This is a genomic window from Acinetobacter sp. F-1 (assembly GCF_022869025.1).
Classification (GTDB): Bacteria; Pseudomonadota; Gammaproteobacteria; order Pseudomonadales; family Moraxellaceae; genus Acinetobacter; species Acinetobacter pseudolwoffii.
In genome coordinates this window covers 1-15,940 of record NZ_JAJKFX010000003.1, presented here as the reverse complement: position 1 = coordinate 15,940, position 15,940 = coordinate 1, and the positions used below count along the sequence as shown (strand labels likewise).

Sequence of the window (15,940 nt, the reverse complement as noted above, 5' to 3'; positions counted from 1 at the left end):
GATGCTGCTTTCTCAACAGGTAGGCTGCTTTGTATTTTTTATACTATGAATTAAGCTGAATGCGGCTATTTTTTATAGCCGCATTCATGACGATTACAAATCAGGATTCGTCTTTGGAAGATGCCGAATGTTCATCATCTTCTTTATAAATGAATTTTGGCATTTCCAGTCCAAAATAGATGGCGATCAAACGCAAGCTAAAGCCGAAAATCAGGGTGGAAAGAATGGTCAGGTCCTGCGACAAGCCGTAATGGCTACAGAGCCAGTAAAAGATCACTGAAACAAAAGCAATACTGGCATACAGTTCACGACGGAAAACCAAAGGTACATCATTACATAGGATGTCACGCAAGATCCCGCCGGATACACCGGTCAAGACACCTGCAACGGCACTCACCACAAAACCATGTCCCATTTCCAGAGCAATCTGGCAGCCAATAATGGTAAAACCAATCAGACCCAAGGCATCCAGTACCAGGAAGACATTACGTAACTGGCGCATCCATTTTGCAATCAGGATGGTGACGAAAGCAGCGCAACAGGTCAGCACCAGATATTCGGGGTGTTTGACCCAGGTTAAAGGATAATGTCCCAGCAGAACATCACGGACCGAACCACCACCCAATGCCGTAACACAGGCAATGATCATGACACCAAACCAGTCCATGCTGCGCCGGCCAGCAGACAGTGCCCCGGTCATCGCTTCAGCGGTAATTGCAATAATATAGATGACGGTCAGTAACATCGCCCTGCTTCCACCTGAGGCTTTGAGATGGCGCTTATTCTAAGCTAAATCTATGTGAAAGTTATAAAAATCCCGCACAACATTGCTTAAATTTTTTCCCCGAGCCACAAATGCAAACCTGTTTCATGCTGAGTTTCTGCTCCGTGGTCGGGTCCAGAAAATACCAGTGGCCTTCAAATTTTACAAAATGCGAAGCTTCATGATGCACTTGTGCCTGCTTGCCATCATGAAAATGCGCCTTAAACTCGACTAAGGCATGATTTTTATCTAGTTTTTCATTGGTTTGAACAATTTCAAGTTTTAACCACTGATTGGCCTTGCTCCAATCACTAATCGCTTGCAGGTCCAGTGCCTGTTGCTGACCCAGCGCGGTGGTGGTTTTGATGTAATCGATTTCATGCTTGGCGAAGGCACTATAACGGGAACGCATGAGTTGCTGTGCAGTCTCTGCGACCTGTTGTCCTGCATGCAGCGGCTGACAACAGTTGTGATATTCGCCTTGTCCACATGGACATGCTTCTGACATTTCAGTTCCATAAAAATAGCCCGACAATGCGGGCTATTTTAGCAAACTTTACAGGCCAAACACTGGCTAGAGTCTAGTCCTGTGCAGGAAGCTGCGGAATGATATGCACTTTATCGATCTTATGACCGTCCATAGTCACGACCTCAAAGATATGCCCGTCTGCTTCAAACTTTTCACCGCTATGTGGTAAACGTGCCATATGGAATAACACATAGCCGGACAGGGTTGAATATTCTTCGGTTTCATTGACCAGATCACGATCCAGCAGCAAGGAAACGTGACGAATATCGGTAGAACCATCCAGAATCAGGCTACCATCTTCCAGGCTTTCTGCGGCGGCTTGTAGCTCATCTTCATCCGGGAATTCACCAGCAATCGCTTCAAGAATATCAATCGGCGTGGCAATCCCTTCAATTGAGCCATATTCATTCAGCACAATCGCCATCTGTAAGGGAGCTTGACGCAACTGATCCATCACCATCAGTACCTGAGCATTTTCATGTACGATGACTGGCTCACGTAAATGCTTTTCAAAGTCCAGCACCCCAGTTTCAATATATTCATTCAGGACTTTATGGGTCAGCACCACACCGGCAATATTGTCCAGTTCGCCGCGAGCGATGATCAAACGCGAATGGCTCATCTGCAACAATTGTGCTTTGATGCTGTCGGCATCATTGTCCAGATCGATCCATTCCAGTTCAGGACGTGGCGTCATTACCGACTTGACTGGACGTTCAGACAGACCCAAAACTCCCTGCACCATGACACTGTGATAGATGCCGTTGTCATCATTAAAGACTTCATCAGCAAAGGCACGGGTTGCCAGAACATCTTCCGGCTCCGAAGAATCATTGTCCTGAGCAGGTTTACCACCGAGCATCCGCATCACTGCAGAAGCAGTTCGGTAACGCATATCCGTGGTGGTCACCATTTTTTCCTGATTGCGTTTCATGGTCTGGTTAATAAATTCGACAATCACCGAGAAGCCAATTGCAGCATACAGATAACCTTTCGGAATATGGAAACCGAAGCCTTCCACCACCAGCGAGAAACCGATCATCATCAGGAAGCCCAGACACAGAATCACCACGGTCGGATGTCTGTTGACAAAATCCATCAGGGCTTTGGATGCCCAGAGCATAATCCCGATGGCAATAATCACGGCAATCATCATCACTGACAGGTCTTTGACCATACCTACTGCAGTAATTACGCTGTCCAATGAGAATACGGCATCCAGCACCACGATCTGGACAATCACCATCCAGAATACTGCATGGACCGGATTTTCTTCTTTAATGACCGGTTTGGCTTCCAGACGCTCATGCAGTTCCATGGTGCCTTTAAACAGCAGGAACACCCCACCAAACAATAGAATCAGATCTCGACCCGAGAAAGCATGATCAAATATATGGAACAGTGGATCAGTAAGAGTGACCACCCAGGCAATCGAAGCCAGCAAGATCAAACGCATCACCAGGGCCAGCATTAAGCCCACAATCCGCGCGGCATTACGTTGTTCTGGTGGCAGTTTCTCCGCCAAAATGGCAATAAAAACCAGATTGTCGATCCCGAGTACAATCTCAAGAACAATTAACGTGAGTAAACCGACCCAGGCTGAAGGGTCCGACATCCATTCAAAGATCATACGCTTGGCTCCTGAAGCTCAGGACTGCAGCATTGAATGAACCGAGACTGTAATGAAACAGCATAATATTTTTGATATTGAACAATACCAATTACTTGACGGCGATTTATAGCGTTACACGGCCAACTACCACTACCCATTTTCGTTCTATTGTTGTGAAACCAATTTTCAGTATATCAAGATCAATTTGAAATTCACCTGTTTTCATGGCTGTTTATCGATGAATTTTGCTGAGCCCTATTGCAGTGAAAATGTAGCCGCCCACAGAATTGTCATATTTATTAATTAAGCTAGAGTCACCAGAAAGAAAAATGATAAGGTGAAGAAAATAAATGCAAAGCGTAATTCAAATGACCAATTATTTTAAAGACAACTCCCCAAAAACAACACGTCCTTTAGTGGCTCTCTATTGTGGTTCACGTGCCGGCAATAAACCGGTTTATCTGGAAAAAGCCGTTCAACTCTCGCAAGGGCTGGCAGAACATGGCTTCGGACTGGTTTACGGCGGTGCCAGTATCGGCCTGATGGGACAGGTCGCGGATGCCATGATTCAGCATGGTGGTGAAGCAGTCGGCGTTATTCCCGAATTTATGCTGGACTATGAAATTGCCCATAACCAGCTTACCGAATTACATGTCGTCACCAGCATGCACCAACGTAAGGCCATGATGGCAGATCGTGCCTGTGCCTTTGTGGCCTTGCCAGGCGGACTGGGAACCTTTGAGGAAATCCTGGAAATTGCTACCTGGGGCCAGCTGAACCAGCACCAGAAACCCATGATGCTATATAACGTTAACGGTTTTTATGATGCCTTGATTATGCAGCTGGACCGTGCCGTTGAAGACGGGTTTTTGCCTCCCCAGCATCGCGCCAAACTAATTGTTTGCGAAGATGAAAATGAAATTTATAGCTCATTAACCAATTTGGGCCATCCACAAAGATTTGTGGTTTAAAGCATTCAAAGTAAAAAAGCGAGCACTGGGCTCGCTTTTTTTATGGATTATGGCTGCTAGTTATTGACCATAATTCGTCACAAAATCATAGAACACCGGCAATGTGGTCGCCAGAATCACAGACATGGCCAGACCGAACATCAGTTTCATCGCATCTGCACTGACATTACGTGAAGTCCGATGTTTGTTGACTTCATCCAGAATCATCGACATGGCAAATTCACGACCTGCGAGTAAGCCCAGGAACACCCAGGTAGTACTCATTGGAATATTGCTCCACTCTTTGAAGATCAACAGGATAATGGCATACAGGAAGTCGATAATCGTGGCAGCACGAATATCGGTGACACCAGTTTTGGTGTCGACAATGTTCTGGATGGCCCCACCACGTTGATACAGAATCACGCCCAGCAAGACCACGAATACCGTAATCGCAAACATCAGGAATTCAAACGGCACCTGACGTGGCACATACACGAAGATGTTAGCCAGATCCTGAATCAGCCATTGACTCCACAGGAAACCGGTAGAGACCCACTGCAAGCCCATCCAGACCTTGGAGTGCTCCTGATGACGTGTCTTGGCAAAATGGCGTGCCAGCTGCTTGACCACAAAACGATAGATAACAATCGCCACGATAAAGGCGACGGCATAGCCCATCATCGATTTGACCATCATCGAGCCCAGGCTGGCAGGAGAGAAAATCGTAAGGACCAGGAAGGTGGTACTGACTGGAATCCCGTATTTGGTGAGCATTAACAGGAGAATAGGCGGCACAATGTACAGCCAGGTAATGCCACCTTCAGGGAAAGGAATCGTTTCTAAACGGCCGTATGAGGCATCACCCACCCCGGATGCATACCAACCATAGACCAATACGACAATTAAAATTGAGCTGATATAAATCCACAACACCCACCATGGACGATGTGAATTCGAGGAAATAAATGTCCCTAAGGTTTGAGGCACATCATTTCCGACAATAGAATAAGCGGCTAAACAGAAGCCGATCACCATCAAAATCTCGATTGTCATAAAAACAAACCTATACGCGAGGAGATTTCAGCATTGCTGAAAAGTTGGCCCAAGATTATGACGGTTTTATTTCATTTTCATGACAATTTTGTCATATTTTCATTTGATGAAGATGAAATTGACAGAGAAAGCTGTTTATAAACAAAAAAGTACTGCTTTAATTTTATTTTTATCGCTCTTTACAGCTATGGAGCTCCGATCTGATAAATACTCACTTTGTTATGAGTTTTACACTTATAACTGATTTATATCTTGAAAAAAAGTTCACACGTATTCACTACACCTGTGCCTTAATCTTCCTTTAAACTATTCAAAATTTTCAGTTTTCCAGAATTATGAATGCCACGCCTACGCATCAAGCCTTAGATCCCGAATTCAGACTGCTAGTCTTGTTGGTATCGATCGGATTTTTTATGCAGGGGCTGGATACCACCATTATTAATACAGCTCTGCCCGCGATTGCACATAACTTACAGGCCGATCCTTTACGCATGCACAGTGTTGTGGTGGCTTATGTCTTGTCTGTGGCAGCCTGTATTCCCTTGAGTGGCTGGCTGGCAGACCGTTTCGGCGTCAGAAATATCTATTTTGCTGCAATTATTATTTTCTCTTTGGCCTCTTTGGGCTGTGCCTGGTCAGATAGTCTGAATGAATTACTGGCTTATCGGATCTTGCAAGGAATGGGTGGCGCCTTACTGCTCCCCGTCGGCCGTTTGGCCATGCTCAAGATCATTCCCCGTACCCAGTTTCTGGCTGCCATGAGCCTAATGAGTCTGGCCGGCCTGATTGGCCCCCTGATTGGTCCAACTCTTGGGGGCTGGATGGTGGAATATCTGTCCTGGCAATGGATTTTCCTGATCAATCTGCCGATTGGCTTACTGGGAGCGCTGATTACTTTTAAGGCCATGCCGAATGTCATTGAACCGCTGGTCGCTCGCTTTGATTATTGGGGCTTTGTCTTGCTGGTTGTGGCCATGGTGGGACTCTGTCTGGGAATTGAAAATTTTGCCAGTCCACAAAATTCGCTGTGGTGGAGTCTGAGTCTGATTCTGGCCGGAATCTTGGCGGCCCTGATGTATGCCTATCATTCGCATACGCATAGCAACGCCCTGTTCCGCAGTCGGCTCTTTAAAAATAAAATTTATGCGATTGGCATTCTGGGGAATTTTTTTGCCCGTCTTGGCGGTAACTCGATTCCATTTTTACTCCCCCTTATGTTGCAAGTCGCCTTTGGTTTTGAGCCCTTTATTACCGGTCTATTGATGATTCCAACCGTACTCGGCTCTCTGGCGTCTAAACCGATTATCCGAAAAATCATTCAGCGTTTTGGTTATCGTCGGGTTTTGCTGGTCAATACCTTATTGGTGGGTCTGTGTATTGCCAGTTTTGCCCTGACCACGGCGGACACCCCGATCTGGCTGCGTGCAATTCATTTCTTTATCTTCGGCATTTTAAATTCCCTACAATTTGTATCGATGAATACCCTGACTTTAAAGGACTTAAGCCAGCAGGATGCCAGTAGCGGCAACAGTTTCCTGTCGATGATCATGATGCTGTCAATGAGTATTGGGGTGGCGCTGGCAGGCACCCTGGTCAACATGCTGAGTGCCTATTACGGCGCTGACAATCTGGTGGCTGCTTTTCATGTGTCACTGATCTGTTTAGGCTGTATCAATATTATTGCGGCTTATATTTTCTGGCATATTCCTAAAAACACCCCTGTTTAATACGATATATTAACGCCAGGCGAATGCAGCCTTTAAGCTCAGGTTTAGATACAGGTAAGAACTGAAAATGCAAAAAAATCTGGCTCTGAACAGATTCAAACAGCCGCTTTTCATCGGGCTTGGCATTCTGATCGCCGTGATGATTATCGCCATGATTTATCTTTGCCTGATTAAAGCCCCTTCTGCGCATGCAGCAGATTATCCGATCCAGGGTTTCGATGTATCACACCATCAACAAGAAATTCAATGGCAGCAGATTTCGCCGGAAAAATACCGTTTTGTCTATCTGAAAGCCACAGAAGGTGGTGACTTTAAAGATACGCGTTTTCAAGAGAACTGGCTCAAGGCGCGGGAACGCGGCTTTCTGGTCGGTGCCTATCATTTCTATCGGCTTTGTCGCGATGGCAGCATTCAGGCACAGAACTTTATCGACTCCGTCCCCAAGCAAGCCAATGCTTTACCGCCGGTGATTGATCTGGAATATGACAGCAATTGCATCAATACCTATTCCAAAGAGCAGCTTCTAAACGAAATCCAGATCATGCACGATGCCCTGCAAAAGCATTATGGCAAACAGCCAATTTTCTATATTTCTAAAGCATTTTATAATATTGTACTGGCAGGATATTTTCCCGAAGTGCCACTCTGGGTACGCGAGTATAAGGGTCTGCCCGATTTAAACAACCAGCCCAAATGGACCTTCTGGCAACATAGCAATCAGGGTAAAATTCCCGGCATTAGTACAACTGTGGATCTGAATGTGTTCTATGGCTCAGAACAGCAGTGGCTGGATTTTCTGAAAATGAATGCAATTGCAGTACCATCATCTACTCATCAGGCCAAATAAAATCGATCGATTGAAAACAAGCGCTTTATAAAAGTAGAAAAATAAGGAAATAAAAATCTTGAAATGGATTAAAGGTATTTTACTCAGTCTGGTGATTGTTCTGCTGCTCAGCGTGGGTGTGCTGGCTTATCTGCTGCAACCTTCAGGCAAGCTCAGTGACTTTCAGAACTGGCAGCCGCAAAGCAGTTCCTCTCGTTCTGGACTAAACGTTAAATTTTTCGGTGTTTCCACCCTGTTGCTGGATGATGGTCAGGATCAGATCCTGATAGATGGTTTCTTTAGCCGGCCGTCGTTGTCGCAAGTGCTTAGCGGTCCAATTCAGAGTGATAGCGTGCTATTAAGGCAGCTAATTCAAGAGCATGAACTGCACCGGGCCAAAGCCATTCTGGTCAGTCACTCGCATTATGATCATGTTCTGGATCTACCGGCTTTACTGGAAATGCTTCCTGAAACCGCTGTCATCGGTTCACCCACTAGCCTGAATATCGCCCGGGCAAATCCCAAAGTAAGTCCGCAGCAGTTACACTCCGTCACGCCTGAGCAAATACAGCACGTCAACAAATTTCAAGTAACCGCAATTCCTTCACAACATACGCCAGCCACAGCGGTAAATGATGACCTAGGCGAAGAGTTATTCCAACCTTTAGCCCTGCCGGCCAAATTTTCCGAATTTAAGGAAGGCGGCAGTTTTGATTACCTGATTGAGCATTCAGGACACAAGATTCTGGTCAAGGCCAGTACCGGATTTATCCCGGATCAATTTAAAAACCTGCAGGTCGATACGTTATTTTTGGGTATTGCCCAGCTCTCCAGACAGTCCAATGACTATCAGCAGCACTATCTGGCTGAAACCCTGCAAACGCTCAAACCCAAAGTGGTCATCCCGATACATTGGGATGATTTTTTCCAGCCTTTAAGCCAGCCGCTACAATTTTTACCCCGCCTTGCAGATGACACGCCAAAAAGTTTAAATCTGCTGATTCAGGCCGCCGAGGCACAAGGCACTAAAGTCATCCTGCTCAGCGGCCCACAGCCTTACTTACTCCGCGAAACGGTCTCTTCCCAAGCAGATTAAAGCCCCTTAAGATAGCGGCTATGCGCAAAATTATTCATATCGATATGGATGCGTTTTATGCCTCGGTCGAGCTGCGTGAACGTCCAGAACTCAGACACCTGCCTGTGGTGATTGCCTCGCATCATCCCCGGGCGGTGGTTGCGGCTGCCTCCTATCCGGCACGCGAATATGGTCTACGTTCTGCCATGTCGATGGGACAGGCGCGCAAGCTCTGTCCGCAGGTCATCGTAATTGAGCCGGACTTTGCCAAATACCGTCAGGTCTCTGCTCAGATCCATCAAATTTTCCAGCAATATACCGCCCTGATTGAGCCTTTATCGCTAGATGAAGCCTTTCTGGATGTCACAGAAAATTTACAACAGATTCCGAGTGCTACCGAGGTCGCCATGCGGATTCGGGAGGATATTGTTCAAGTGACTGGACTGACTGCTTCTGCCGGCGTGGCACCGAATAAATTTCTGGCCAAAATTGCCTCGGACTGGCACAAACCGAATGGCATCTGTGTGATCAAGCCCTCACAGGTGCAGCGTTTTATTCAGAATCTGCCGCTGAAGAAAATTCCCGGGGTGGGTAAAGTCACCCAGGAAAAACTGAAAAGCCTGAATCTGGATACCTTGGGTGACTTACAACAGATGGATGAAGCCATTCTGATTCAGCATTTTGGTAAATATGGACGGCGGCTGTTTTTATATGCGCAAGGCATTGATGAACGACCAGTCGAAGTAGAACGGGAACGTCAGCAGATTTCCAAAGAGACCACCTTTGATGATGATCTTTATTTAAATCAGTGCCATTCTTATTGGGAAGCTTTAGTTGCACAACTGTGGCAAAGCTTGCAAAAAAAACAACTTTCGGCTCGCGGCGTGACGGTCAAATTAAAGCTCAAGAATTTTCAGGTGATGCAACACAGTAAAAGTTTTAAGCAGCTCTTGCGCAGTCCGCAAGAATTAGCACAAGCCTTGGACTTACTATTGGATGATCTGCATATCGCGCCGCAGATGCAATTCCGGCTGATCGGTGTCGGCGTCTATCAACTCAGCGCCCCCGAGACTGAAACCCAATTATTACTGCTCTAAACGACTTTTGTTCATGTTTTGAACATCAGTTTAAAAATACAGCAACTTTATTTTTATATTTTGATTTTTTAGAGTACTCTATCTGCGCAATGCATTATCCATGTATATGCTGAGATGCTGAAAATCACCTTTACTTTCAGCATGCTGTCCTGTGATTGGCGTGACGATCAAATCCGAATATTACAGGGCAACTCTGATGTAACTCATGGACTTCCTTCCTGCATGTCTTCTGTAAATCTTTCTGTGGTTCAAGAACAATACGCGTAAAGCTGCGCTGTCTAGTTTTGTGGGTGCTATTGTCGATTGGTATGATTTTCTCCTTTACGGCATTGTTACAACCTTAATTTTTAAAGATCAGTTTTCACAGCATTGGTGAGAATATGGACACTCTGGCGGCATTGGCCACTTTTGGTGTTGGCTTTCTGTTTTGCCCTTAGATGGCATGATCTTTGGTCACTAGCTTGGCCATAAGAAAATGCAGGTCTTAACCGTCGTCCTGATGGGAATTTTTAGCAGTCATCTGGCATGGACAAACAGTTCTTCTGGAATATCACCTTGATGGTCGGTGCAATCCGCTGTTTCAGCATTCCGTTTTTTTGCCTGACGGGTGGATACATTTCATCATCAAAAAATATGTGTCTGGGGTGGTTTGATTGGTGCGCTCTCGGCCTTTTCATTCTTTATGGCACTCGATGCACAAAACACCTGAATGATCATTGTTGGTACAATTTTACTGGCAAATGTTGTATACGACAGGGTGGTCAAGGTTCATCAACCGATTTTCACTTCCCTGTTCGGTACCGAATATCGCTATAGCGGTGTCGGCATTGGCTATCAGATGGCCAGTACTATTGGTGGTAGTTTTACCCTATTTATTGCAGCAGTATGGGTGATTTGGGCAGACGGTTCATGGCATTATATTGCCCTCTATCTGGCAGTGGGTTGCTTGCTGACTGCACTGGTCGCAGCCCTGATGCCCAAAACGCAGGATGAATAATATGACAGTGGAACGCTTACATATCTCGAAACGCTTTTCGGAAATTGCCATTACGGGCAATCTGGTACATCTTGCCGGGCAACTGGCCACAGATGTTGAGCTGGATATCAAAGGTCAAACCCAACAAACTTTAGATATTATCGACCAGTTTCTGGCAGATGCCGGTACAGACAAAAGTCACATCATGTCGGTGACCATCTATTTAAAAGACATTGAAAAAGATTATGCGGCATTTAATGAAATCTGGGATGCATGGGTGGCTGATATCGAAGCATTACCTCGTACCTGTGTCGAGGCAAAACTTTATGATCCACGGGTTTTGGTTGAAATGACAGTCGTGGCCGTCAAACCAGAATAATGTGGCAAAATCGATATGCATAAAAAAGCATGCTCATGGCATGCTTTTTTATTTTAACCTACTGCTTTGATTTTACTGCGCTCTAAATCTGAATATAAATAATACTTTTTCAGATCATTGCTGACCGTATATTTGGGCATTTTCTTCATTTGCGCTTGCTCCTGCAGAAAATCTTGCCGCAACTGGTAATATTCCGGCACATCATCGTAGCGAATCACCCGATAACCGGCCATACTCAACAAGGCATCCTGAAAACCAGTCTGCTGTGGACGCTTCAAGATTAAAGGATCATCCACAGCCACAATGGCTATAATCTGATGCTGTTGATCCATAATCACAAAATCTGCAGTCAGGTTGCGATATTTATGTCGCGTCCGGTTAAATTTGGTGGTCATTAAGGCATCATAGGACACATGGGCCAAAATAATATATTCAGGTAATACTTCCTTCAAACGCGTGAAGGTCAATTGCTCATTCAGGTTAAAAATAGCACGCTGCTTTAACGCGCTGTCTTGTGGTTTGGAATTATTTCCGAGCGTTTTCCATGCCATGAGCACGACACAGAAGAGCAGGAAACTCCCAATCATAATATAGGTGGTCATGCCTCAATCCTTGCATTCTTATCATCATTTTTGTTTTATTGTGGTGCAGTATAAACTCACACTTTATTTTAAATAGGTCTTACAACTAATCTGCTTAGATACCCATACAACCGGTATCAAAACCTGATTCTGCGTTACCTAAAATGACATCTTTCCCTATGTCAATGAAAGTGGATTTAAAGTACTGATAATGCACTCTAAAACATCCCTAGAATTGATCGCAATACAAATCTGCCCAACTGTAGAACAATTCCGATAAAGTGTTATTTTTATATCACTTTTAAGCCAGACTTAATGTAAATAATACATCCTTTTACATTTTCCAGTCCTCGTTTCAAGCTACGTTACTTTACCTAAGTGCTAAAAAAAGACACCGAAGTGTCTTTTCTATTAACTCAATTATGCACGTGATTTAGGCTTTGCTTTCGGCTTTGACCCACCAAATGGTTTTTTGGCATCCCCTGTTTCACGCGGCGGTAGGCCTGTGTGCTGGGTCAGGATTTGACCACGCTCAGGACGCTTCTTGGTATTTGAAGGACGGGACTGAGCTTGTGCAGCCTTGCCACGATTTCCCTGCTCACCGGTACGTTTCTGCGAATCACCCGCCACTGTCGAGTTTTTCTTGCGCGCAGACTGGTATTGACCTTCTGCACTGCCAGCAGGCTGATAAGTCGGAATCAAATGCTGTTTGGAGTTACCAATCAAATCCTGACGACCCATTTCTCTCAGAGCTTCACGCAACAACGGCCAGTTGTTTGAATCATGGTAACGCAAGAAAGCTTTGTGCAGACGACGACGTTTATCGCCTTTGACAATATCTACTTGCTCGGTATAACGTGCCACTTTGGCAAGCGGGTTTTTACCGGTGTAATACATGGTGGTAGCCGTTGCCATCGGTGATGGATAGAAGGTCTGTACTTGGTCAGCACGGAAACCGTTCTTCTTCAGCCAAATCGCAAGGTTCATCATGTCGTAATCGGTAGTCCCCGGATGCGCCGCAATGAAATAAGGAATCAGATACTGTTCCTTGCCAGCTTCCTTACTATAACGTTCAAACATCTGTTTGAAACGATCATAGGTTCCGATTCCCGGCTTCATCATTTTATTGAGTGGGCCTTTTTCGGTATGTTCCGGTGCAATTTTTAAATAACCACCGACGTGATGGGTTACCAGTTCTTTGACATATTCAGGGTTTAAAACCGCTAAGTCATAACGTAAACCAGAACCAATCAAGATCTTCTTAATACCCGGTAAAGAACGTGCTTTACGGTATAACTGGGTCAATGGTGCATGATCGGTATGCAGGTTCTGACATACCCCCGGGAAGACACACGACGGTTTACGGCAGTTCTTTTCAATCTCTGGATCTTTACAAGCCAGACGGTACATGTTGGCTGTCGGGCCACCTAGGTCTGAAATAATCCCGGTAAAGCCCGGCGCCGTATCACGGATTTTTTCCACTTCACGCAGAATTGACTCTTCAGAACGGTTCTGGATAATACGACCCTCATGTTCTGTAATCGAACAGAAGGTACAGCCACCAAAACAGCCACGCATGATGTTCACAGAGAACTTGATCATGTCAAACGCTGGAAAACGCGCTTCACCATAAGCAGGATGTGGCAAACGTGCATAAGGCAGGTCAAACACATAGTCCATTTCTTCCGTGGTCAACGGAATTGGTGGCGCATTTAGCCAGACATCACGTTCACCATGCTTTTGTACCATGGCACGGGCATTGCCCGGATTGGTTTCTAAATGCAAAATTCGGTTGGCATGGGCATAAAGCACCGGATCTGCAGCCACTTCTTCAAATGCAGGCAAGCGAATTACGGCCAGTTCACGCGGTGGTAATTTATGTTTAATTGCTTTTGAAGCGGGTTGTAATTGCACGATTTGCGTATCAGGATCTAGCTCATCGCCGGCCCGCACAATCGGATTGGCGACAGGCTCTTTCTGGAAACCTTGATATTGAGTCAGACTATCTTTGTCTTTTTCAATTTCACAACCTTCCAGATCTTCAGTCATCACATAAGGGTTAATGATTGGATCGACACGGCCAATCGCATCAACATCATTCGAGGCAATTTCGACAAACTTTGCTTTCGATGCACGGTTATGTTTATTGACAATGAACGCAGTACCGCGAACATCGGTAATCTCGTGAATTTTTTCGCCACGCGCCAGACGATGCATAATTTCGGTAATTGAGCGTTCGCCATTGCCGTACATCAAAAGATCGGCTTTTGAGTCCATCAACACTGAACGACGGACTTTATCTGACCAGTAATCATAATGTGCAATACGACGCAGAGAAGCTTCAATTCCACCTAATAATACAGGCACATCTGGATATGCTTCACGGACACGCTGACAATATACAGTTGCTGCACGGTCTGGACGTTTATTTGGCTGATTATCTGGGGAATAGGCATCATCCGAGCGGATTTTACGGTCGGCGGTATAACGGTTGATCATGGAATCCATGTTCCCTGCCGTTACCCCCCAAGCAATATTCGGTTTACCCAGAACGCGGAACGCATCCACGTTGGTCCAGTCTGGCTGTGCAATAATACCGACACGAAAGCCTTGGGCTTCTAATACCCGGCCAATAATACCTGAACAGAAAGACGGATGATCAATATAGGCATCGCCACAGACCAGAATAAAGTCACAGCTGTCCCAGCCGAGTTGATCCATTTCCTCGCGTGACATCGGCAAAAAAGGCGCAGGGTCAAAACAAGACGCCCAATATTTGTCGTAATCAAACAACGCTTTTGGCGCAGTCTGCATGGTATAAGCAGTAGACATGGCTAGCAATTCTCGGCTGGCAGATGATAGGAGATCTAAAATAAGATCAAAGATGAAAGCCGATCATTTTACCATGAATTAGACCCAGCTTGCTTGATTATAATTTATACAAAATCAGGAACTAAGCGAATCAAGGCCTGGTCATCATCAGAATTGAAAGCAAAATGATCCGCAAGATAAATGCACAGGGTTTATTTTATAGAGAAAAATCTAAATACGATGTTCTAATCTGAACGGAGCTTGAAACTGAATGCCAGACCACTCAGCAACAGTAGTGTAATAAATGCAGTTAATCCACTCCAACCATAATTTTCCCAGACCAGTCCACTCGAACTGCCCAACACACTAGAACCGAGGTAATAACAGAATAAATATAGCGAAGAACCGACTGCCCGATATTGTAGCGACTGGATCGACACCCAGCTACTTGCAGTAGAGTGCGCGGCAAAAAATGAAAAAGTGAAGATTAGTAATCCGATAAAGACCAGAGCCAGCTGGTTGAGTAGCATGAGCGTTAATCCAAGGAGCATCATCAGCATCATGACGACCAATGTCTTGAATTTACCGTAATGCCGACCCCAATGTGCCGCTCGGGGGGAGCTATAAATACCAGCCAAATATGTCACCGAGATTAAACCAATCCAGGCCTGTGATAATTCAAAAGGTGCCTGAAGCAAACGATAGCTGAGATAGTTAAATATCGAGACAAAACAGCCCATCAGGATAAAACCTTGCAGAAATAAAATCCGAAGTTTCGGATCGGCCAGATTATGCCTGAATGAGTTTTTGAATCGATTAAACTTGATCGGATAAGCCTTAAAATGTTGCGATGCCGGCAACAGATAATAAAATAATCCTGCAATACAGATATTTAAAATACCAATTATCAGAGTAGCAGATTGCCAGGAGATAAAATCAACTAGAACTCCGGCAATCAAACGCCCTCCCATACCGCCAATTGCCGTGCCAGAAATATATAAGCCCATGGCGAAACCGATATCTTTTTCGGCAATTTCTTCCCCGATATAAGTCATGGCGACTGCCGCCACACCACTGACACAGAGACCAATCAAGATCCGAATCAATAAGAATACCGACCAAAGAGATAGTATCGAACTGAGCATTAACAAAATTGCAATCAATGCCAGGGAGCAGACCATCACCGGTTTACGTCCGAAACGGTCTGAAATCAGTCCGGTAAATAGCAAACCAATGGCTAAGGCAAGAGTAGAAAGTGATAAGGGAAAACTACTTTGAGTCGGACTGACCTGAAAATAATCTGCCAAAATGGGCATCATCGGCTGTAGGCAATACAAAGATGAGAAAATGGCAAAGCCGGCAAGAAATAAGGAAAAAAGTACTGCTTTAAATGCGGTAGTACCATATTCAATATGGCTAGAAGATGAATTTGAGGACATATCCGCTCCTTAGATAGATCCAGTATACGCCTTTCGCTCATTTTTTCTGTGGAGATTTCATCTGAGTGATCACCTAAGCCTTTCTTCACGCACAAAAAAACACCCCCCGCATAAGCAGG

Annotated in this window: 13 protein-coding genes and 1 pseudogene; 7 read left to right on the top strand and 7 right to left on the bottom strand. The window is 45.2% G+C overall.

Translation table 11 applies throughout. The annotated features are described in order from the left end of the window. Positions 1–100: 100 nt before the first annotated feature. The 3 genes from LOZ91_RS03795 to LOZ91_RS03785 form a co-directional block, all read right to left on the bottom strand. Complete coding sequence (locus LOZ91_RS03795; RefSeq protein ID WP_005108433.1) at positions 101–745, bottom strand: trimeric intracellular cation channel family protein; 645 nt, start codon at positions 743–745, stop codon at positions 101–103. A gap of 61 nt (positions 746–806) precedes the next feature. Then, on the bottom strand, positions 807–1,271 hold the full coding sequence (locus LOZ91_RS03790) for a YchJ family protein (protein WP_218208701.1): 465 nt from the start codon (positions 1,269–1,271) through the stop codon (positions 807–809). 73 nt (positions 1,272–1,344) lie between these two features. Beyond that, positions 1,345–2,922, bottom strand: a complete 1,578-nt coding sequence (locus tag LOZ91_RS03785; RefSeq protein ID WP_244782679.1) for a TerC family protein — start codon at positions 2,920–2,922, stop codon at positions 1,345–1,347. Positions 2,923–3,254: 332 nt separating this feature from the next. Here LOZ91_RS03785 and LOZ91_RS03780 point away from each other — a divergent pair, with 332 nt between their 5' ends. Next, the gene (locus LOZ91_RS03780) at positions 3,255–3,875 is read left to right on the top strand and encodes a TIGR00730 family Rossman fold protein (RefSeq protein WP_244782678.1); all 621 of its coding nucleotides are present in this window, start codon (positions 3,255–3,257) and stop codon (positions 3,873–3,875) included. A gap of 60 nt (positions 3,876–3,935) precedes the next feature. On the opposite strand, the gene LOZ91_RS03775 is transcribed toward LOZ91_RS03780, so the two are convergent. Further along, on the bottom strand, positions 3,936–4,910 hold the full coding sequence (locus LOZ91_RS03775) for a hypothetical protein (RefSeq protein ID WP_244782677.1): 975 nt from the start codon (positions 4,908–4,910) through the stop codon (positions 3,936–3,938). Between the two features lie 335 nt (positions 4,911–5,245). Here LOZ91_RS03775 and mdtD point away from each other — a divergent pair, with 335 nt between their 5' ends. The 6 genes and pseudogenes from mdtD (at position 5,246) to LOZ91_RS03745 (ending at position 10,990) form a co-directional block, all read left to right on the top strand. Further along, positions 5,246–6,637 carry a multidrug transporter subunit MdtD gene (mdtD, locus tag LOZ91_RS03770; protein ID WP_074383681.1) on the top strand — a complete coding sequence of 464 codons (1,392 nt, stop codon included), beginning with the start codon at positions 5,246–5,248 and terminating at the stop codon, positions 6,635–6,637. A gap of 67 nt (positions 6,638–6,704) precedes the next feature. Then, positions 6,705–7,484: a GH25 family lysozyme gene (locus tag LOZ91_RS03765; RefSeq protein ID WP_159516357.1), complete on the top strand. Its 780-nt coding sequence runs from the start codon at positions 6,705–6,707 to the stop codon at positions 7,482–7,484. A 58-nt stretch (positions 7,485–7,542) separates the two neighbouring features. Then, complete coding sequence (locus tag LOZ91_RS03760) at positions 7,543–8,559, top strand: MBL fold metallo-hydrolase (protein ID WP_244782676.1); 1,017 nt, start codon at positions 7,543–7,545, stop codon at positions 8,557–8,559. 20 nt (positions 8,560–8,579) lie between these two features. Further along, complete coding sequence (dinB, locus tag LOZ91_RS03755) at positions 8,580–9,635, top strand: DNA polymerase IV (protein ID WP_244782675.1); 1,056 nt, start codon at positions 8,580–8,582, stop codon at positions 9,633–9,635. Between the two features lie 222 nt (positions 9,636–9,857). Next, positions 9,858–10,632, top strand: a pseudogene (locus tag LOZ91_RS14625) (hypothetical protein). A gap of 1 nt (position 10,633) precedes the next feature. Continuing rightward, positions 10,634–10,990, top strand: a complete 357-nt coding sequence (locus tag LOZ91_RS03745; RefSeq protein ID WP_100357798.1) for a RidA family protein — start codon at positions 10,634–10,636, stop codon at positions 10,988–10,990. Positions 10,991–11,043: 53 nt separating this feature from the next. Here LOZ91_RS03745 and LOZ91_RS03740 read toward each other — a convergent pair whose 3' ends face one another. The 3 genes from LOZ91_RS03740 to LOZ91_RS03730 all read right to left on the bottom strand — a co-directional run bounded on the left by LOZ91_RS03740 (position 11,044) and on the right by LOZ91_RS03730 (position 15,821). Next, positions 11,044–11,592, bottom strand: coding sequence for a hypothetical protein (locus tag LOZ91_RS03740; protein WP_100329445.1), 549 nt, complete (start codon positions 11,590–11,592; stop codon positions 11,044–11,046). 399 nt (positions 11,593–11,991) lie between these two features. Next, complete coding sequence (locus LOZ91_RS03735; protein WP_005169087.1) at positions 11,992–14,403, bottom strand: YgiQ family radical SAM protein; 2,412 nt, start codon at positions 14,401–14,403, stop codon at positions 11,992–11,994. A gap of 224 nt (positions 14,404–14,627) precedes the next feature. Further along, positions 14,628–15,821 carry an MFS transporter gene (locus LOZ91_RS03730; protein WP_005094523.1) on the bottom strand — a complete coding sequence of 398 codons (1,194 nt, stop codon included), beginning with the start codon at positions 15,819–15,821 and terminating at the stop codon, positions 14,628–14,630. Positions 15,822–15,940: the final 119 nt, after the last annotated feature.